General features: G+C 46.2%; 15 protein-coding genes and 4 tRNA genes. 14 read left to right on the top strand and 5 right to left on the bottom strand.

The genetic code is table 11. From position 1 onward, the window contains the following. Nucleotides 1–18: 18 nt before the first annotated feature. Both OCU49_RS13530 and OCU49_RS13525 read right to left on the bottom strand, forming a co-directional pair. Complete coding sequence (locus tag OCU49_RS13530; RefSeq protein WP_261841094.1) at nt 19–762, bottom strand: UDP-2,3-diacylglucosamine diphosphatase; 744 nt, start codon at nt 760–762, stop codon at nt 19–21. Further along, complete coding sequence (locus OCU49_RS13525) at nt 746–1,273, bottom strand: peptidylprolyl isomerase (RefSeq protein ID WP_261841093.1); 528 nt, start codon at nt 1,271–1,273, stop codon at nt 746–748. Before OCU49_RS13525 ends, OCU49_RS13530 begins: the two co-directional genes overlap by 17 nt. A gap of 192 nt (nt 1,274–1,465) precedes the next feature. Here OCU49_RS13525 and OCU49_RS13520 point away from each other — a divergent pair, with 192 nt between their 5' ends. The 3 genes from OCU49_RS13520 to OCU49_RS13510 all read left to right on the top strand — a co-directional run bounded on the left by OCU49_RS13520 (nt 1,466) and on the right by OCU49_RS13510 (nt 4,618). Further along, nucleotides 1,466–3,151 (top strand): glutamine--tRNA ligase/YqeY domain fusion protein, encoded by a 1,686-nt coding sequence (locus OCU49_RS13520; RefSeq protein WP_261841092.1) that lies wholly within the window; start codon nt 1,466–1,468, stop codon nt 3,149–3,151. A gap of 104 nt (nt 3,152–3,255) precedes the next feature. Beyond that, entirely contained in the window at nt 3,256–3,996 is a 741-nt protein-coding gene (gene bluB / locus OCU49_RS13515) for a 5,6-dimethylbenzimidazole synthase (RefSeq protein ID WP_336605336.1), read from the top strand. 193 nt (nt 3,997–4,189) lie between these two features. Beyond that, nucleotides 4,190–4,618, top strand: a complete 429-nt coding sequence (locus OCU49_RS13510; RefSeq protein WP_261841091.1) for an acyl-CoA thioesterase — start codon at nt 4,190–4,192, stop codon at nt 4,616–4,618. 77 nt (nt 4,619–4,695) lie between these two features. Here the strand turns inward: OCU49_RS13510 and ftnA are convergent, their stop codons facing one another. Then, entirely contained in the window at nt 4,696–5,229 is a 534-nt protein-coding gene (ftnA, locus tag OCU49_RS13505; protein WP_261841090.1) for a non-heme ferritin, read from the bottom strand. A 469-nt stretch (nt 5,230–5,698) separates the two neighbouring features. Here ftnA and cysS point away from each other — a divergent pair, with 469 nt between their 5' ends. From cysS to OCU49_RS13485, 4 genes are all read left to right on the top strand, one after another. Beyond that, the gene (gene cysS, locus OCU49_RS13500; RefSeq protein ID WP_261841089.1) at nt 5,699–7,084 is read left to right on the top strand and encodes a cysteine--tRNA ligase; all 1,386 of its coding nucleotides are present in this window, start codon (nt 5,699–5,701) and stop codon (nt 7,082–7,084) included. 110 nt (nt 7,085–7,194) lie between these two features. Continuing rightward, on the top strand, nt 7,195–7,878 hold the full coding sequence (locus tag OCU49_RS13495) for a TIGR04282 family arsenosugar biosynthesis glycosyltransferase (protein WP_261841088.1): 684 nt from the start codon (nt 7,195–7,197) through the stop codon (nt 7,876–7,878). Beyond that, the gene (locus OCU49_RS13490; RefSeq protein WP_261841087.1) at nt 7,869–8,780 is read left to right on the top strand and encodes a radical SAM protein; all 912 of its coding nucleotides are present in this window, start codon (nt 7,869–7,871) and stop codon (nt 8,778–8,780) included. Before OCU49_RS13495 ends, OCU49_RS13490 begins: the two co-directional genes overlap by 10 nt. 20 nt (nt 8,781–8,800) lie before the next feature. Continuing rightward, nucleotides 8,801–9,520 (top strand): glycosyltransferase family protein, encoded by a 720-nt coding sequence (locus OCU49_RS13485; RefSeq protein ID WP_261841086.1) that lies wholly within the window; start codon nt 8,801–8,803, stop codon nt 9,518–9,520. A 45-nt stretch (nt 9,521–9,565) separates the two neighbouring features. On the opposite strand, the gene OCU49_RS13480 is transcribed toward OCU49_RS13485, so the two are convergent. Both OCU49_RS13480 and OCU49_RS13475 read right to left on the bottom strand, forming a co-directional pair. Continuing rightward, nucleotides 9,566–11,971 carry a bifunctional diguanylate cyclase/phosphodiesterase gene (locus OCU49_RS13480; RefSeq protein ID WP_261841085.1) on the bottom strand — a complete coding sequence of 802 codons (2,406 nt, stop codon included), beginning with the start codon at nt 11,969–11,971 and terminating at the stop codon, nt 9,566–9,568. Between the two features lie 392 nt (nt 11,972–12,363). Beyond that, the gene (locus tag OCU49_RS13475; RefSeq protein WP_261841084.1) at nt 12,364–14,499 is read right to left on the bottom strand and encodes a dihydrolipoyl dehydrogenase family protein; all 2,136 of its coding nucleotides are present in this window, start codon (nt 14,497–14,499) and stop codon (nt 12,364–12,366) included. Between the two features lie 440 nt (nt 14,500–14,939). Here OCU49_RS13475 and OCU49_RS13470 point away from each other — a divergent pair. The 7 genes from OCU49_RS13470 (at nt 14,940) to clpX (ending at nt 19,129) form a co-directional block, all read left to right on the top strand. After that, nucleotides 14,940–15,016 (top strand) — tRNA-Arg (locus OCU49_RS13470). Nucleotides 15,017–15,043: 27 nt separating this feature from the next. After that, nucleotides 15,044–15,119 (top strand) — tRNA-His (locus OCU49_RS13465). A 10-nt stretch (nt 15,120–15,129) separates the two neighbouring features. Further along, a tRNA-Leu gene (locus OCU49_RS13460) sits at nt 15,130–15,214 on the top strand. 30 nt (nt 15,215–15,244) lie between these two features. Further along, nucleotides 15,245–15,320 (top strand) — tRNA-His (locus tag OCU49_RS13455). A gap of 252 nt (nt 15,321–15,572) precedes the next feature. Further along, entirely contained in the window at nt 15,573–16,919 is a 1,347-nt protein-coding gene (tig, locus tag OCU49_RS13450; protein ID WP_261841083.1) for a trigger factor, read from the top strand. 130 nt (nt 16,920–17,049) lie between these two features. Beyond that, entirely contained in the window at nt 17,050–17,670 is a 621-nt protein-coding gene (gene clpP, locus OCU49_RS13445) for an ATP-dependent Clp endopeptidase proteolytic subunit ClpP (RefSeq protein ID WP_261841082.1), read from the top strand. 166 nt (nt 17,671–17,836) lie between these two features. Then, entirely contained in the window at nt 17,837–19,129 is a 1,293-nt protein-coding gene (gene clpX, locus OCU49_RS13440) for an ATP-dependent Clp protease ATP-binding subunit ClpX (RefSeq protein ID WP_261841081.1), read from the top strand. Nucleotides 19,130–19,460: the final 331 nt, after the last annotated feature.

Below are 19,460 nucleotides of genomic sequence, written 5' to 3'. Positions count from 1 at the left end.
ACCGGCTTTATTGCCGTGTTATTCGTTGCCAGAAATAGCAAAGCTAATGAGCTCTTCTCCGGTTTCAGTACAGTCCAGAAACCAGCCTTCAGTATCCCAGTCGCCGAGTACAATACGGCGTAAACCGTGACCGAGTTCATGAGTGGCGGGGCGATGTGTATGGCCATGAATCAACAGGTTGACGTTAGCGTTATGCATTGCCTGTGTAACGGCTTGCTGATTAACATCCATGATAGCCATCGATTTCTCAGCGTTTTTGCTTTGGCTTGCTGCGCGCAGCTGTTGGGCAATATCAAGGCGCTCTGCAAGGGTTTTGCTAAGAAAGTCTGTTTGCCATTGTGGGTTACGCAGTAGTTGTCGAAACTGCATATATTCATGGTCATCAGTACATAGCTGATCGCCATGCATCAGCAAAGCAGGTCCGGCGGGTAACTCAACAGTGATGGCTTCAGGCAGCAGTGTGCATCCGGTCAGTTCTGCAAACTTCTGCTGAATGAGGAAGTCGCGGTTACCGTGCTGAAAGAACAGCTCCACACCCTGGTCGCTAAGTTTTTTTAGCGCTTCCAGCACAGGTTGCTGATCGGCTGGAATTGCATCGTCTCCAATCCATGCTTCGAACAGGTCGCCGAGTATGTAGAGTTGCTGGCACTGGCTGGCCTGGTCGTCCAGAAAGTCCAGTAACGCCCGGGTAAGGTCCGGGCGTGAGGCCTGCAAGTGCAGGTCGGAAATAAACAGACAGCGCATGTTATTTGTCGACGTCAATCTCTTCCAGGTCTGGCAGGTCAGCAATAGAAGCGGATTTGATGATCACGTCTTCAGTTGGTACGTCCTGGTGGCCAGCGCGGAAAGTAGTTGTCACTGCTTTGATCTTATCGACAGCGTCGAAACCATCAACAACTTCTGCGAATACTGTGTAGCCCCAGCCTTCCATTGTCTTAGCAGTATGATCAAGGAAAGTGTTGTCACTAACATTGATGAAGAATTGTGCGGAAGCGCTGTGCGGATCCATAGTACGTGCCATTGCAAGGCTGTACTTAGTGTTGCTCAGACCGTTATCTGCTTCGTTTTCGATGCTTTCTGCAGTTTCTTTGCTGATCATGCCTGGTTCAAAGCCGCCGCCCTGAATCATGAAACCATCAATCACACGGTGGAAGATAACGCCGTCATAGAAACCTTCTTTGACGTACTTTTCAAAGTTAGCAGCCGTTTTTGGTGCTTTCTCATGGTTCAGTTCCAGGGAAATGTCCCCGAAGTTAGTTTGCAGAACGATCATGGCTTTAATTACCTTTAAACCTAATAAAACAAAGCAGGGATTATACGTCAGGCATTGTGCCGCGTCAGGTTAAAATTAATGTTACAGAGGCTTGTGTGCTGTAGCAGTTGCCAGGAGGCTGATTTATAATACTGCTCACTTTTGAGCTTAGCTGTTGCTAAGTGGATATAATAACGGAATCAAAGACGTACTATGAGTAATAACGACGCTTCGACAACAAATACACCACCGACAAATTTTATCCATCAAGTCATCGAGCAGGATATCCAACAAGGTCGGAATGGTGGCAAGGTTGTTACGCGTTTCCCGCCTGAGCCAAATGGCTATCTGCACATTGGTCATGCCAAGTCTATCTGCCTTAATTTTGGTACTGCTGAAAAATATAATGGCGAGTGTAATCTGCGTTTCGACGATACTAATCCTTCTAAAGAAGATCAGGAATACGTTGATGCTATAAAAGAAGACGTGTTGTGGTTAGGGTTTAAATGGGCGGGTGAGGTGCGTTATGCCTCTGATTACTTTGATCAGTTCTACGCCTGGGCGCAGCATCTGATACGTAATGGCAATGCTTACGTATGTGATCTTTCGCCTGAAGAGGCAAGTGAATACCGTGGCTGGGCAACTGAGCCGGGTAAAAACAGCCCTTTCCGCGACCGCAGTGCAGAAGAAAGCCTCGATTTGCTGGAGCGCATGAAGCAGGGCGAGTTCGATGAAGGTAGCCGTGTATTGCGCGCCAAAATCGATATGACGTCTTCCAATATGAACTTGCGAGACCCGATTTTGTACCGTATTCGCAAGCAGTCGCATCATCAGACCGGTGATAAGTGGTGTATCTACCCTAACTATGATTTTGCACACGGTCAGGAAGATGCCATTGAAGGTGTAACGCATTCTATCTGTACGCTTGAGTTTGCTGATCACCGTCCATTGTATGAGTGGTTTATTGAAAACCTGCCTGTGCCAAGTACGCCGCGTCAGTATGAGTTCGGCCGTCTGAATATTAACTACACAGTGACCAGTAAGCGTAAGCTGAAGAAGTTGGTGGATGATGGTGTTGTAAGCGGCTGGAATGATCCCCGCATGCCGACGATTTCCGGTATGCGTCGTCGCGGCTATTCTGCACAGGCGGTACGAAATTTCTGTGATAGCCTGGCGGTCGCAAAGACTGACGGTGTTGTAGATATGGCGCAGTTTGAGTTCTTTGTACGCGAAGATCTCAATGACAACTCTGCCCGCGCGATGTGTGTACTGAACCCGTTGAAAGTGGTTATTACTAACTTCCCTGAAGGTGAGGTTGAAATGTTATCTGCGCCTGCTCATCCGCAAAAGGAAATGGGGGTGCGTAATTTGCCTTTCACTCGTGAAATTTATATCGATCGCAGTGATTTCAACGAAGATAGCACTCTATCCCGTAAGAAGTTTAAAAAGTTGGTACCGGGTGACTTCATGCGTCTGCGCAGTGCTTACGTGATTAAAGCGGAAGAAGTAATTAAAGATGATAACGGTGAAGTGACGGAAATCAGAGCAACTCTGGTACCGGGTACTGTTGGCGAAAATCCACCTGCTGAAATGAAGCCCCGTGGCGTTATGCACTGGGTGTCTGCTACAGAAGGTAAGCAGGTTAAAGTGCGTTTGTATGATCGTCTGTTCAGTGTTGAAAAACCGAATGATGAGGACTTTCTTGCAGACATTAACCCACAATCTATTGCTGAACTGGAAAATTGCTGGGCTGAGCCGGGTTTGATCGAAGCTGAGCCGGAAACGGTTTTTCAGTTTGAGCGTGAAGGTTACTTTGTGGCTGACCGTTACGACCATAGTGTATCAACACCGACATTTAATAAGACTATCGGCTTGAAAGATAGCTGGGTGAAGAAGTAATCTAGCATGAGCTAAAAAACGGCTTTTTAGCCGTTTTTTTATGCCTGCGCGTTGGTGCGACTACACCCGTGCCGGATATGTTGTTTTTTAGCCAGGAGTGCGTTTTGACCGATCCTATGATGCATCAGACCGATGATAGTTTTACTGAGCAACAGTTAGAAGGTCTTTATAAAGCTATATATACCCGCCGGGATGTGCGTGGTCAGTTTAAGCCAGATCCTATACCAGCCGATGTGTTGGGGCGGATTTTAGATGCAGCGCATCATGCGCCATCTGTAGGCTTTATGCAGCCCTGGAATTTTATGCTGATACGTTCTGACGAAGTTAAGCGGGGAGTGCAGCAGTTGTTCGCCAAGGCGAATGAAGAAGCGGCTGAAATGTTTGAGTCTGAAAAAGCCAGGCTTTACCAGCAACTAAAGCTGGAAGGCATCATGGCATCGCCGCTGAATATCTGTATAACCTGTGATTCAGAAAAGGCAGGGCCAGTTGTGCTTGGGCGTACCCACGATAAAGCGATGGATCTGTATAGCACTGTATGTGCTGTGCAAAACCTGATGCTTGCGGCGCGTGCAGAAGGTGTTGGTACCGGTTGGGTAAGTATTTTCGAGAAAGCAGAACTTAAGCGTCTGCTGAATCTGCCGGAGCATGTAACACCGGTTGCTTATCTGTGTTTGGGTTACGTGGATTTCTTTTATCAGAAGCCTGAGCTGGAAAGTGTGGGTTGGCGTAAGCGTCTGGCTGTAGAAGAGCAGGTTATGTTTGACGGCTGGGATAATCTGCAATCAGATAATCCTGAGAATATTGCCTTACTTAAGGAATTAACGAAGCGCAGCGAGAATGACTGAGTGTTGTTTCAGCAAGTTTATTACTGATGTGGCATAGTTATACTTCTGTCTTAGATAGCTAACTTGTTCGGATTTAACCTGGCTGTATTCATGAGCGTCATCTCAATGCATCTGAATCCTGGTAGCTTCTAAGGTGATTTTTGTGAAATGCGCTTTACGCGCCCCCGTACTTAATAAGTAAACAGAGAGAATAATGTCAGTTACGTCAGATAAAACCCGTGGTCGTCTAACTACCCGTACAATTGCAATGCCGAATGATACAAACCCGGCAGGTGATATTTTTGGTGGCTGGGTGTTGTCTCAAATGGATATGGCAGCAGGTATATGTGCAGGACAGCGGGCGCAAACCCGTGTCGTTACTGTTGCACTGGATAGTATGAGCTTTATTCGTCCAGTGAAGGTGGGTGATATTCTTGGTGTGTACACTGAAACTCAGTCAGTAGGCCGTACGTCTATGCAAATTCATGTGGAAGCCTGGGTGCGCCGCGGGCGTATCGGTTTGCGGGAAAAAGTGACAGAGGCAATTTTTAAATTTGTAGCCATAGACGATGAGGGCAATCCGGTACCTGTGCCAGCGGAAGATGAATTACCTGAATATGTATTAGGCGATAACGAATTCTGAGTTTGGCCTGAGTAAACAAAAACGCCTGTGATCATCACAGGCGTTTTTATTTGTACTTAAAGTAGTAGGCAGTGTGCTTAAACCTGAGCGTCGGCTTCCAGAATGCTACCGCCAGCTTCACCGTTTGCCATTTGGCCGATCTCTTTATCGATAAAGAACAGGCCTTTGCCATCTTCGCCGATAATTTCGATCTTATCTAAAATACCTTTGAAGAGCTTTTCTTCTTCATGCTGCTCGGCAACATACCATTGCAAGAAATTGAAAGTTGAGTAATCCTGATTGCTAAATGCAGTGTGCGCCAGGTCGTTAATCTTACGCGTGATCAGGCATTCATGTTCATAAACCTGTTCAAACAGGTCTTTGATTGATTGAAACTCTTCTACCGGTGAATCAATAGCACCAATTTTAGCCATAGCACCGGTTTCGTTTACATAGGTGAACAAGCGCTTCATGTGTTGCATTTCTTCATCGGCGTGAATCATCAGGAATGCTGCACAGCCATCAAAACCTTTTGATTCAGCCCAGGCACTCATCTGTAAATACATGTTGGATGAGTAAAATTCGAGATTAATCTGGCTATTGAGTTTCTCAAGCATAGAAGGGCTTAGCATTGTTATGTCCTTGATACAAATTAAAAATTGATTATATCGCAATTGGCTTACAGAGCCATTTTTTTGCTTTAGCTGAGCGGGCGCATTTCTGGCAAAGGAATTCGCTGTTGCGGGTCGCGGCTGCCAGTTCATCAAAGTGTTTGGCTATATTGTCTTTATTGAATTTACAAAGACTTTTTGGCTTAAGGGAAGATGACAAAGTGCGTACCTGATTGAGCGCAATATACTGAAGCCGGGATTATATTTGTAAGTGAGAACGTTTTGCAATTGAACTTCATTCAGCTTAATCATTTTTGATAGAGTTTTCGTATTGGGTACTAACTAATAGTTAGGTTGATGATAAAAGCTTAGTAGCGCATGCAAGTGTTTGATCTGGGTGTAAAGAAATAATGCTAATCAGGTGCACAGCGGTTAATTTTCTTTATAATGTTTAGCTCAATTTCAACTGTCTAGTTATAAGCGAAATCAAATGCTACAAATCTATAACACCCTGACGAAAGAGAAAGCTCCTTTTCAACCGATTGAAGCAGGCAAGATCAAGATGTATGTCTGTGGCATGACAGTTTACGATTACTGTCACATCGGTCACGCCCGGGTGATGGTGTCATTTGATTTGATTACCCGTTACCTGCGGTCGCGTGGCTGGGATGTTGAGTATGTGCGTAACATCACCGACGTTGATGACAAGATCATAAACCGGGCTGCTGATAATGGCGAAGCAGCCATTGAGTTGTCTGAGCGAATGATTTCGGCTATGCATGAAGACGAAGCAAAGCTGAATGTGCTTCGTCCTTCTCAGGAGCCAAAAGCAACAGCACACATCGATAGTATTCAGGAATTAATCCGGACTCTGATAGAAAAAGGCTTTGCATATCCTGCAGGCAATGGTGATGTGTATTACCGGGTTGAAAAGTTTGCAACCTATGGCCAGCTCACTAATAAGAATGTCGATGAGCTGCGCTCTGGTGCCCGTATCGAAGTTAATGATGCTAAAGAAAGCCCGCTGGATTTTGTGCTCTGGAAGGGTGCAAAAGAAGGTGAAGTGAGCTGGGAATCTCCCTGGGGTGCGGGCCGTCCTGGCTGGCATATTGAGTGTTCGGCAATGTCCAAATGCTGCCTGGGTGATACTTTTGATATTCACGGTGGTGGTCCTGATTTGCCATTCCCGCACCACGAGAATGAAATTGCCCAGTCTGAAGCAGCTAATGGTGTGAAGTACGTTAATACCTGGATGCATGCCGGAGCTGTACGGGTTAACTCTGAGAAGATGTCTAAGTCATTGGGTAACTTCTTTACTATTCGCGATGTGCTGGAAAAGTACGATGCAGAAGTGGTACGGATGTTCCTGTCTTCAGTGCATTACCGCAGTTACATTGATTATTCAGAAGAAAGCCTGAAAGAAGCCCGCAGTAAGCTGGACCGCTTCTATCAGGCACTGAACGATATAGTGGTCTCTGAGCCGGAAACAGATAACGACTACCAGCAGCGCTTTAATGCCGCAATGGATGATGACTTCAATACGCCACAGGCTTTTGCTGTTATGTTCGAGCTGGTAAATGAGCTGAATACCGCGAAGCGCGAAAATCTGGCTAAGGCTGCAGCTTTAGCTGGCCAGTTGAAGCAGTTAGGTGGAGTGCTGGGATTGTTGCAGCAAAATCCGGCTGAGTTCCTTCAGGGTGAGGCAAAAGAAGGTGAGCTGGACAATGCGGCAATTGAGGGGATGATTCAGCAGCGTGCAGATGCTAAGGCTAATAAAGATTACGCTGAGTCAGATCGAATTCGGGATGAGTTAGCTGCTCAGGGAATAATTCTCAAGGATTCCCGGGAAGGCACTAGCTGGTTCCGTGAAAGTTAATTAATCCCTGTATATTAATAGTTGTAAGTTAAAAGCTGTGAGTTACCAGCTGTAAGTTAATAATAAAGGCAGAGCTAACCCCTCTGCCTTTTGTGTATCTGGAGTACCGCTTGTTCGCAAAGGATATTAGCTTAGTCATTTTTTGTAAGCGCCCGGCCTTAGGGCAGGGTAAGCAACGCCTGGCTGCCAGTGTAGGTCTACCAGCGGCTCTAACTGTTGCAGAGGCATTACTTAATTGTGTGTTGGAAGATGCAGCGCGATGGCCGGGAAAGGTTGTCTTATCGCCAGCAAGTAAGGCTGATGCGCTTTGGGCAGCTGAGCTGGCTGATGGAAACTATCAGGTTGTTCCGCAGTCTGAAGGTAATCTGGGTGAGCGTATTCTTGCAGTCGATAAATATCTGCGCAGCCAGGGGCAGAGCAGGATTGTTTATGTTGGTAGTGATGCGCCTGAGCATACGCAAAGTTTTTATGCTGATTTAGCGAGATTGATAAATGAGTTTGATGTAGTACTAACGCCAGCAGCTGATGGCGGTGTTACTGCAATGGCTTCATCAGTTGGTTGGGGGGCACTTGAAAGCCTGCCCTGGAGTACTGAGCAGTTAGGAGCTGGACTGAGTGATCAGGCTGAACAAGCTGGCTTTTCGGTTGGTTATTCAGACGCTTGTTATGATATTGATCAGATAACCGACTTGCAGCGCATACAGAAAAGTTTACGAGATGATCCGCGGCCAGCGCGCCAAACCTTGTTGCGGATAACCAATCAATTGCTGGAGGAGCATGACGGATGGAGATAATTCGCAGTCGTAGTTGGTATCAGACTGAAAGTGGTACTGCACGGGGTTATATCGCACCGCATGAGCTTAAAGAGCTGTGGTTTCATACGGGTACCGCCTGTAATTTAAGTTGTGATTTTTGTCTTGAGGGCTCCGGACCTGGTGATAAGCGTCTTGAGTTAATAAAACTTGTTGATGCGCAGCCGTATATTGAACAGGCGGTAGAGCTGGGAGTACAGCAGTTTTCTTTTACCGGTGGAGAGCCTTTTTTAGCCAAAGATCTGGTGAAAATACTCCAGGCTGCCGCTCAGCATGCGCCTTGTTTAGTGTTGACCAATGGTACTGAGGCACTGCAAAAACGAATAGAGCAATTAGATGTTTTACATGATGCGAAATATCCAGTGAGTTTCAGGGTAAGTATCGATTCGCCAGATGAGGCTGTGCATGATCAGGGCCGTGGTGAAGGTATGTTTGCCAGTGCTTTGGTGGGTATGAGAATGCTTCACGAACGCGGTTTCGGTGTTTCACTGGCTCGTCATATGGCGGATGGTGAAGACACTGCTGTGGTGGAGCAATTATATCGGGATGTGCTGCTGGAATATGGTTTGCCTGCAGATCTTAAGTTTGTTGCCTTTCCTGATTTTTTGCCACCAGGGAGTATGGGGCATGGTCCGGATATTACGACCAGTTGTATGACTGAATATCATACCGAAGATACACGACGTAGCTTTATGTGTGCTTTCAGTAAAATGTTGGTTAAGCAAAAAGGTCGTATGAGGGTTTATGCGTGTACGCTGGTGGATGATGATGCCGAGTATGATTTGGGCGATGATTTAGCGGCGGCACTAGAGCAGAAAATCAGTATGCGCCATCACCGCTGCTTTAGTTGTTTTAAGTATGGTTCATCCTGCAGTGAAGCCTGACAGCTCAGCAGGTGTTTTCTGTGTCTAGTCTTTCTATTGTGATACCGGTAGGGCCTGCAGAACAAAAATTGGGCGGTTTACCTGCTGATTTGATACAGGCGCTTAAGAGTGATCGCCGGCTTGCTCTGCAGTTACAAGGTTGGGAGTTAATTTTAGTATTTTGTGAAGAGTCGTTGCATTTGCGCGAGCAGCTTGCAGAGCAGGAGTCCGCGACTGTTTTGTGCGCTGAGGCTGGTAGAGCAAAACAGATGAATGCTGGAGTTTTAGCAGCCAGTGGAGAGTTTGTCTGGTTTCTGCATTTGGATTCTAATGTGGGATTAGGGCACCTATGGCGGTTAAGCGAGCGGATTCTGCAAAACGCTGACGGGCTGCACTATTTTCCTCTAGCATTTGAGGATGATGGTGCCGGGCCTATGCGGTTGAATCAGTGGGGGGCGAACTTTCGATCTGTTTGTCTTGGAGTGCCGTTTGGTGACCAGGCTTTTTGTCTGTTACGTGAGAGTTTTTTGCAGCTGGGTGGCTATCCCGAAAATGTTGCGTACGGGGAAGATCATTTATTGGTTTGGTATGCCCGGCAGGCAGGAATGAGGCTGCGGTCTACGGGGCTGGCATTACCAACAAGTGCCCGTAAATATGCCTCGCATGGCTGGCTGAGTCTGACCTTTAAATACCAGTATCTTTGGCTGAAGCAGGCCTGGCCTGAGTGGATGTATTTGTTAAGGTTGCGGTTGTTTCGGTAGGGTGTGATTTTCAGTAAGCGGCTTAACTGTTAAATCAGTTACGCATTAAAGGCCGCTTATCTTTTCCAGCTTATCTTCCCGATAATGAATGCTTTTTGTCAGGTTGCCCTGTGGCTTCTGGTAAAGATAGCCTTGCGCCTTTGCACAGCCCAGATGTCGCAAGTGTTGGGCCTGTAGTTCAGTTTCAACGCCTTCAGCAATCAGATCAAGTTTGAGAGTTTTTGCGATTGAAATGATGGTTGCAACAATGGCTGAGTCTTCAGGATCGGTAAGCATGTCGCGCACAAAGCTCTGATCAATTTTCAGTTTATCAACCGGTAGTATCTTCAGATAAGACAGGGATGAATAGCCAGTACCAAAATCATCAAGTGCTATTTTAACGCCCATTTTACTGAGCCTGTTGAGACGTTCGATTGCCCAGCCTTTATCCTGAATAATCAGATCTTCAGTGACCTCAATTACAAGCATTTCAGGCGCCAGGCCTGTTTCGTTCAATACCTGCTCAACATGGATGATAATATCATCTGATTCGAGCTGGCAGGGGCTGACGTTGACTGCAATAGGTACCTGTTCATCAAGCTTTGCCATATTGCTGCAGGCTTCTTCAATAACCCAGGCGCCGACATCAAGGATTAATCCGCTGGATACCAGTTCGGGAATAAACTCAGCCGGTGAGATCATGTTGCCATCAGGAGTCTGCCAGCGTAAGAGACATTCAACAGACACCGTCTGACGGGTATCCAGGTCAATGATTGGCTGGTAAAACAATACGAATTCTTTAGCTTTAAGCGCGCGGTGAAGAGCTGTTTTAAGAATCAATTTCTGATTGGCTTCTGCGTCCATGCCCGGACTGAAGAACACGACTCTGTCGCGTCCGTCAGCTTTTGCCTTACAGAGCGCTAAATCTGTGTGGCGTAGCAGTTCATCAAAACTCTTACCGTCATCGCCCAGCATGGCACAGCCGATGCTGACTGATACTTTAATCAGTGAGCCTGCAACCAGCATAGTTTCGTCGAATGCCTGACGTATTTGTTCTGCCAGTTTTGCGGTTATTTTTCGGGCAATACTGATATCTGACTCAGGCAGCTCAGCCAGCAGCAGGAATTCATCTGAGCTAAGGCGTCCGAGTGAATCACTTTTTGGCACGATTGACTGGATAATGTTAGCGGTGGCTTTAATAAGTAAGTCGCCGTTACCCTGGCCCAGAGTGTCATTAATGCTCTTAAAATTATCGATGTCGATAATCATAATAGCGTAACGGTTAGGTGCAGACTGGTTACGGATAATGGTCTGGTTTATACGGTCACGCATCAGTACCCGGTTGGGCAGGGAGGTTAGCTGATCGAAGTTCGTGATTTTGTCTATTTTGGCTTCGTGTTGCTTACGCTCCCGAATATCCCGGCAAATAGTGAGTAGATGAGGCTGATCATTAATCTCGATAATCGAGGCTGATGTTTCGGTTGGAATCAGATTGCCAAGGCGGGATTTGAACGTCAGTTCTTTAATGTTCCAGCCGGTACGCTGTGTATCATCAAGAAAATTGCGAATGTGATTATGTGCACCGCTGTAGAGCGCGTAGAAAGACAGGTTTCTCAGCTGTTCGGCTGAAAAGTTAAGCATGTCACAGGCTTTACTGTTGAAATCGATAACGCTGTTATTGGTCAGGTCAATGATGAGAATGGCGTCGTGGGAGCCTTCGAAGATTGTGCTTAACTTGCGGCGCTGTTCATCGCTTTGTACATAAAGCTGACGTACTTTACCGTGCATAGAGTCGATCGTCTGGGCAAGTTCATCAAGCTCATCATGTGGCTTGTTAGGTCGTGCTATGGCTTTGTGAACGGACAGTTCAGTCTGATGTTCCTGGTTGTCCGACAGATCAATGCTGCTGACCAGCTGGGATATGCGTGAAACTCTGCTGGTGATGATCTTGAAAATTATCAGCAGAATAAGGAAGGACACCAAAAATGTTTTAACACCTTGGCCAAGTAAGATGACAGCCAGGCGATTGCGTAAGCTGGCATAAATGTTATCCAGTGTTGCCCATACTTCGATATGACCCAGCTGATTAATTGTGCCCTGTTGTTCACGCACAATTGGATAAGTCTGGGAGATGATGTGTTTTGCTTGTTTATCGCCGATGGCATTAACTATGGTGTTGGTTTCGTCGACAATGCTGACGTAAATAACGTCATTAAGGTTATAGATACCACGAATCTGGGATTCGACGACATCGGTATTAAACAGCCAGATATTTTCGCTCAGGCTCGGCAGGTAGCTGACTTCGATCGACTTGAAGCGTTGTTCAAGCAGATTCACGTCTATTCGATATTCGAAATACAGCTCAAGGCCCGTCAGTATCAGGGTAACTGAGGAGCTGCAGATCAGAATGTAAAAAAGTATTCTTTTACTCAGCCCAGTTATGCCGGACATCTGAGACTTATTTGAAATCACAAAATATACCTACTCAGTATCAATGAACCGAGTTCTTGTGCCATACAATTAATAACTTAGGCGATAACTGAACTCAATATTGAACCAAAACTAAGACTAATGGGTATTAGTTTGCGTCCGTGCGTTTCTAGCATACTGGCCTAATGGTAGCTCAGAAACAACCGCTTAATGTCAGCCTGTTACTCATTATGTTGAAGACTAGCAGGTTCTGTTGTGTATGAGCGGGTTTCATGATTGAGCTTGAAGAAGCTGAAGTTCCTACTGTCTATCTTTAGTTTGGAATTGATGGCTAAAAGTCTTAAGTAGTCATTAGCTTTTCAGGGATTGGCGAAAGATAGGAGAGGTAAGCCGCCCTTAAGTGCTGATCAAGGGCGGGTTGCAATAGCTAAGAGTTAGCCACGCATCCAGCGATGGAATTTTTCCAGCCATGCCAGCGTTTTTTGCGGCGCGTGACGTTTTTTCCAGACGCCAGCAGCAAAGCGGTTTGCCTCATTGATGGTTGGGTAAGCGTGAAGTGTGCCGAGAATTTTATTTAGTCCCAAATTGTTTTTCATTGCGAGCGCAAATTCAGGCAGCATTTCTGCAGCATGTTCGCCAACCAGTGTTACGCCAATGATTTTGTCACTGCCTGGCTTTAGCAATACCTTCACAAAGCCGTAGGCTGCTTCATCGGTAATAGCCCGGTCTAAGTCGTCGAGGTCATACTTAACGACTTCGTGAGGGATGTCTTTGTCGATAGCCTGTTTCTCATTCAGACCAATCCGTGCGACTTCCGGGCTGGTGTAAGTAGTAAATGGAATGAAGCTGTAATCAACTTTGAAACGTTTTAGCTGGCCGAACAGGCCGTTAACAGCTGCGTACCAGGCCTGATGCGAGGCTGCATGTGTAAACCGGAAGGGGCCTATAACGTCTCCGCAGGCAAATACATTAGGTAGCTCAGTGCGCAGGTACTCATCCACTTCGAGGCTTTTTTGATCTTTGCTGACCAGGCCAATGTTATCAAGACCGAAACCGTGCAGGTTAGGTGTCCGGCCTGTTGCTATAAGTAGTTGATCGAATTCGATGCGGCGTTCAGTGCCCATGTGATTGCAGATCAGTGTATGTGTATTACTGTTGCTTTCAAAACGCACAGGGGAGTGCTCTGCGCATAGGTTGACACCGTCTTCCAGTAATCTGTTTTCGACGACGCGAGCCGCGTCCAGATCTTCATTAGTAAGTACTTGTGGCTTACGATACACCAGAGATACCTGGCTGCCTAAACGGGCAAAGCACTGACCTAATTCGCAACCAATGGCTCCAGCGCCTATGACAAGGAGGCGATCCGGGCGCTGCTGTAAGTTCCAGATGGTGTCTGATGTTAATGGTGTAAGGTTTTCGATACCGGGTATGTTGGGGATAGAAGGGCGGGCTCCTGTAGCTACAACAATGTTGCGTGTCGTAATTATCTTGCCATTAACTTCTACTTCCCATGGTGAGCGGATGGTTGCTTCACCGGTTTCGCAATCTACGCCCAGAGATTGGTAGCGTTCAACAGAATCATGAGGCTCAATGGTGGTAATAACCCGCTTGATTCTGGCCATAATGTCTGCGAAATCAAATTCTACTTCGGCCTTTTTGATACCAAGTTTGTTTGCGTCGCGTACGTCAGCAAGAAAGTGTGTGCTGCGGATTAGTGCTTTAGATGGAACGCATCCTGTATTCAGACAATCCCCGCCCATTTTATGCTTTTCTATCAAGGTTACTTTTGCTTTTGTAGCAGCGGCTATGTAAGACGTGATTAAACCGCCGGCACCGGCGCCAATAACCACCATGTTGGTGTCAAACTTCTTGGGCTTATTGAATTGCTTGTATTTCTGGCGTGCTTTTATACCGCCGACTATTGCTTTAGCTATCCATGGGAATATGCCAAGTAAGCAGAAAGACAGTATAAGCTCTGCCGATAAAATATCGCCTGCCTGTTCGATCGCACCGAGTTGAGTGCCGGCATTAACGAATACAGCTGTGCCGGGCAACATGCCAAGCTGGCTGACCCAGTAAAAGGTTCTGGCACGCATACCTGTTAGTCCCATTACCGGGTTGATAACAAAAAATGGTACCAGCGGCACAAGACGTAGCGTAAACAGATAAAACATGCCGTCTTTTGCTATGCCCTGGTTAATAGGCTCTATATGCGATTTAAATTTATTGGTGAGAGGTTCTCTCAGCAGGTAACGGGCAATAAGAAATGAGCAGGTAGCACCTATGGTGCTGGCGAAAGAAACCAGAATCAGGCCTGACAATAATCCGAATACGGCGCCGGCAACCAGCGTCATAACAGCTGCACCGGGTAGGGATAAGGCGGTGACACCTATATAGATAGCCATAAAGGCAAGGCCAGAAAGTAACAGGTTGCTGTCTACCCAAGTCTGCAGAGAGGACTGCTGTGACTTTATATAGCTAAGATTGAGGTAACTGCCTAAGTCGAAAATAAAGAATGCAATTACTACCAGTGCAAAGACTGCAACCAGCAGGCCTTTCTTCCAGTTCATGACGGTGTCCTTATAGATAAGAAAGCTGAGGATGCTTTCGATATGAGAGGGTTATCAGCCTGATGAGCTATGGTATTGATTTTTAAACCCGGCCACAAATACTGAGGTATGCTGCAGTGATGCCCTGAAACAAACCTGAAAAATTCGTGTGATTGAATTAGCTACGATGCTTTTATAATGATTTTTTGGCTAATTCTTGTTTTTGCTGGTTGTGAAGTAAACATATATGCGCGCCAGGCTTAGCTAACTGACTTATTTCTTTAAAAAAATCAAAAAGGGTGTTGACGCCAAAGGGGCTCATATATAATATGCGCACCACCTTGAGACGAGGCACTGACGCGGTAACGCGGAGGGCCGAAAGATCAGGGGTTCGGGAAGTTAAACGCCTGAAGCTCAATGGATAGAATGTTAGTTGTTCATAGAGTAAGCTTTTCCAATATGGGCCAATAGCTCAGCTGGATAGAGCACCGCCCTTCTAAGGCGGTGGTCGAGGGTTCGAATCCTTCTTGGCCCGCCAGTTTGGAAAAGTAAGTTATATGTTATGGTGGGCGTAGCTCAGTTGGTAGAGCTCCGGATTGTGATTCCGGCGGTCGTGGGTTCAAGCCCCATCGTCCACCCCATTGCATATAAGCGGACGTGGTGAAATTGGTAGACACGCTGGATTTAGGTTCCAGTGCCGCAAGGTGTGAGAGTTCGAGTCTCTCCGTCCGCACCATTTAGTAAGACTCCTCCTGTAGGGAATATGGTGGGCGTAGCTCAGTTGGTAGAGCTCCGGATTGTGATTCCGGCGGTCGTGGGTTCAAGCCCCATCGTCCACCCCAATTTCCTTTTCTTGTTTGTTGTATCTTCTCTGTATTACGATTTTAGATGCTGCCTTATGGCGGTTTTTTTATGTCTGCTGTTTACTGGCTATTTCAGTGCTTTTCACTTGACTATTCTTGCTGCTTGCCGGAAAATTCCCGCCTTTAGATATTCTGGCCCTGTTTGCGTTAGAGTGCTTTGGCTTCAAGAGCATGCAGGTTGTAAGTGATTTGATTTGTAACGATACAAATAATTTTTTTGTGAGGAATTCCATGCAAGTTTCTGTAGAAACGACTACTGGTCTAGAACGTCAAGTGACTGTTGTTGTACCGGCCGAGCGTGTAGACAATGATGTTGCTCAGCGTGTGCAGCAAACAGCCCGTACAGTACGTATTGACGGTTTCCGTCCTGGTAAGGTTCCGACCAAAGTAGTTAAGAAGCGCTACGGTAAAGGGATTCGTCAGGAAGTAATTGGTGAAGTTATTCAGGAAAGCTTCTACCAGGCAACTCAGCAGGAAAACCTGACACCTGCTGGCGGTCCAAATATTGAATTCAAAAATGATAAAGAAGGTGAAGAGTTCTCTTACACCGCTACTTTTGAAGTTTACCCAGAAATCGCATTGGCTGACTTCTCTGCTGCTGAAATCGAAAAGAACAGCGCTGAAGTAAAAGATGAAGATCTGGAGCAGATGATTGAAACTCTGCGTAAGCAGCAGTCTGACTGGGTTGCTGTAGAGCGTGCTGCTGCAGACGGCGATCAGGTTAAGATTGACTTTGAAGGTTTCATCGATGGTGAAGCGTTTGAAGGTGGTAAGGGCGAAGGTATGGATCTGGTACTGGGTTCCAATACTATGATCCCAGGTTTCGAAGCTGGTCTGGAAGGCGCTAAAGCCGGTGCAGATGTTGAGCTGAACGTAACTTTCCCTGATGACTACCAGTCTGAAGAGCTGAAAGGTAAAGCTGCAGTATTCAAAACGACTGTGCAGTCTGTTTCTGAGCAGCAGTTGCCAGAGCTTAACGAAGAGTTCTTCGCTAAGTTTGGTCTGGAAGAAAACAACGTTGATAGCTTCAAAGTTGAAGTTCGCAAGAACATGGAGCGTGAAGTTAAGCAAGCGCTGAAGAGCAAGCTGAAAGAAGCTGTTTTCGGTCAACTGGTTGAGCTGAACGCAATTGATGTTCCTGCCGCGCTGATTGATAACGAGATCGATGCTATGCGTCGTCAGGCTATTCAGCAGTTCGGTGGTGCAGAAGCGAACATCGATCCAGAAATGCTGCCTAAAGAAATGTTCCAGGCACAGTCTGAGCAGCGTGTAAAAGTTGGTTTGCTGGTTAACGAAGTAATCAAAGCAAACGAACTGACAGTTGATGATGAGCGTGTTAAGACTACAATTGACGAGCTGGCTGCTACTTATCAGGATCCACAGCAAGTTATTGACTGGTACAACAGCAATGAAGAAATGCTGGGTCAGGTTAAGAGCCTGGTGATGGAAGATCAGGTTCTGGATCTGCTACTGGATGCCGCTAAGGTAACAGACGTAGAACTGAGCTATGAAGACGCTATCAAGCCTGCTGAGCCAAAAGCACAGGACGAAGACGCAGAGGTTGAAGCAGAAGCATAATTGCCAACTGCTTGATTTGCGTTTATAAAATAACGGCTGTCGGCGTAAAGTCGGCCGCCGTTTTTGCTTTTCAGGGTGCTTTTATTTGGTTTGTAGGGCACCGAGTTCAGGATCAAAGGAGAGAATAGGTATGTCGCAAACTTATAACGGCCCAACAATGATCACCAGCAGCGGTCTGGTACCTATGGTTGTTGAGCAAACTGCTCGCGGCGAGCGTTCTTATGACATTTACTCCCGGTTACTTAAAGAACGCGTAATTTTTATGGTGGGTCAGGTCGAAGATCATATGGCTAACCTGGTCGTAGCTCAGTTACTGTTCCTGGAGTCTGAAAATCCTGATAAGGATATTCACCTGTACATTAACTCACCGGGTGGTTCTGTTACTGCCGGTTTGTCAATTTACGATACTATGCAGTTTATTAAGCCAGATGTAAGCACTATGTGTATTGGTCAGGCGGCTAGCATGGGGGCATTGCTTTTAACTGGTGGTGCTGCAGGTAAGCGTTACTGCTTGCCAAACTCTCGAATGATGATTCATCAGCCGCTGGGTGGCTATCAGGGCCAGGCAACTGATATTGAAATTCATACGAAAGAAATTCTGTCTATTCGTGAGCGCCTGAATGGTATTATGGCTCAGCATACGAATCAGGATCTGGAAGTGATTTCCCGCGACACTGATCGGGATAACTTTATGTCACCGCAAGCTGCGGTGGAGTATGGTTTGATTGATGCGGTGATGGAACGTCGCTAAACTTTTGAATGCTGATATTTGTCGTGTGCTACAGTTTTAGCACTTATTATGCGACATTAGAGGCTGCTCCAAAGTTGTGAACCGCTATAATTATCAGCATGGCGGAAGATATATATTAGATGGTGGTCAGCTTCAGCAATGGCCGCCTGAGGAAAGAGGTAGTTGAATGTCAGACGATATCAACGGCAAAGATAATGGCGATGACAGCAAAACGCTGTATTGCTCGTTCTGCGGTAAAGGTCAGGACGAAGTTAAAAAGCTGATTGCAGGTCCCTCGGTATTTATCTGTGATGAGTGTGTTGATCTGTGTAATGACATTATCACAGAAGAAACGCAGCAGATTAATGAAGATGTTGAGCAGAGCGATGATCTGCCAACACCTGCTGAAATTAAGCACAATCTGGACGAATATGTCATTGGTCAGGAACGTGCGAAAAAGGTTCTGTCTGTTGCGGTTTATAACCACTATAAACGGTTACGTTTTCAGCAAAATAATAATGGTGAAGTAGAGCTTGGCAAGAGTAATATCCTGCTGATAGGTCCTACTGGTAGTGGTAAAACATTACTTGCTCAAACGTTGGCGCGTATGCTTAACGTACCCTTCACCATTGCAGATGCTACTACGCTGACTGAAGCCGGTTATGTAGGTGAAGATGTTGAAAACATCATTCAGAAGCTGCTGCAAAAGTGTGATTACGATGTTGAGAAAGCTCAGTTGGGCATTGTCTACATTGATGAGATCGATAAGATTTCACGTAAGTCAGATAATCCTTCAATCACCCGTGACGTGTCCGGTGAAGGTGTTCAGCAGGCATTGCTTAAGCTGATTGAGGGTACTGTTGCTTCAGTGCCCCCGCAGGGTGGTCGTAAGCATCCTCAGCAGGAGTTTTTGCAGGTTGATACATCTAACATCCTGTTCATCTGTGGTGGTGCTTTTGCTGGTCTGGATCAGGTTATCCGTAGCCGTAGCGAAAAGAGCTCTATAGGTTTTAGTGCGACAGTTAGCAGTAAAGATGATGCTAAGAATGTTACTGATGTTCTACGTGATCTGGAAGCTGAAGATTTGGTGAAATACGGTCTGATTCCTGAGTTTGTTGGTCGTTTGCCAATGCTGGCAACACTGGCAGAGCTTGATGAAGGTGCGTTAATCCAGATTCTGACTGAGCCTAAAAACTCGCTGACTAAGCAGTATGGCGCTTTGTTCGATATGGAAGGTGCTGAGCTTGATTTCCGTGAGTCGGCCTTGCATGCGGTTGCTCAGAAGGCGCTGGCCCGTAAGACGGGTGCGCGTGGTCTTCGATCGATTCTGGAAGAGACTTTGTTGGATACCATGTATTCACTACCGTCTCAGGAAAATGTCAGTAAAGTTGTTATTGATGAAGGCGTCATTAGAGGTGAGTCTGAACCAATGATGATTTATGAAAATATTGAACAGCCTAAAGCTGCTGCTGAAGAGTGATTTTTTAGTCTAGGCAGAATCAGTGCTGATAAAAAGGGTAGCTAAGGCTACCCTTTTTTTATGCCTGTCTGTCAGAGCTAGGTCTTACTTGCTAAATATATAGACGTTCGTATTCAGTTATCTAAACTTTGCGTGAATGGGTGTATTTAAGTTGGCTTTTAGTGTGCATACAGGGTAGCGCTATACTTGGGTATTAAATGGTTGAGGGGCGGCGCTGTTTTAGCGCTGTGAATCTATGATGCGATTACTGATTAGAAATGTAATATTTCTTATGGTGGGCGTTTTGTTGGTTACAGCATCCAGGGCTACCCAGGTACCAGAAAGGATATCT

The organism is Aliamphritea ceti (genome assembly GCF_024347215.1).
Lineage (GTDB): Bacteria > Pseudomonadota > Gammaproteobacteria > Pseudomonadales > Balneatricaceae > Amphritea > Amphritea ceti.
Note: the sequence above shows the minus strand (reverse complement) of the source record. Positions and strands in the feature narration are given on the sequence as shown.

What these genes read in the sequence shown, in the direction of transcription:
- OCU49_RS13525 (WP_261841093.1), bottom strand. Translation starts at nt 1,273, where the DNA reads ATGATCGTTCTGCAAACTAACTTCGGGGACATTTCCCTGGAACTGAAC.
- OCU49_RS13520 (WP_261841092.1), top strand. Translation starts at nt 1,466, where the DNA reads ATGAGTAATAACGACGCTTCGACAACAAATACACCACCGACAAATTTT.
- OCU49_RS13510 (WP_261841091.1), top strand. Translation starts at nt 4,190, where the DNA reads ATGTCAGTTACGTCAGATAAAACCCGTGGTCGTCTAACTACCCGTACA.
- ftnA (WP_261841090.1), bottom strand. Translation starts at nt 5,229, where the DNA reads ATGCTAAGCCCTTCTATGCTTGAGAAACTCAATAGCCAGATTAATCTC.
- cysS (WP_261841089.1), top strand. Translation starts at nt 5,699, where the DNA reads ATGCTACAAATCTATAACACCCTGACGAAAGAGAAAGCTCCTTTTCAA.
- OCU49_RS13490 (WP_261841087.1), top strand. Translation starts at nt 7,869, where the DNA reads ATGGAGATAATTCGCAGTCGTAGTTGGTATCAGACTGAAAGTGGTACT.
- OCU49_RS13475 (WP_261841084.1), bottom strand. Translation starts at nt 14,499, where the DNA reads ATGAACTGGAAGAAAGGCCTGCTGGTTGCAGTCTTTGCACTGGTAGTA.
- tig (WP_261841083.1), top strand. Translation starts at nt 15,573, where the DNA reads ATGCAAGTTTCTGTAGAAACGACTACTGGTCTAGAACGTCAAGTGACT.
- clpP (WP_261841082.1), top strand. Translation starts at nt 17,050, where the DNA reads ATGTCGCAAACTTATAACGGCCCAACAATGATCACCAGCAGCGGTCTG.
- clpX (WP_261841081.1), top strand. Translation starts at nt 17,837, where the DNA reads ATGTCAGACGATATCAACGGCAAAGATAATGGCGATGACAGCAAAACG.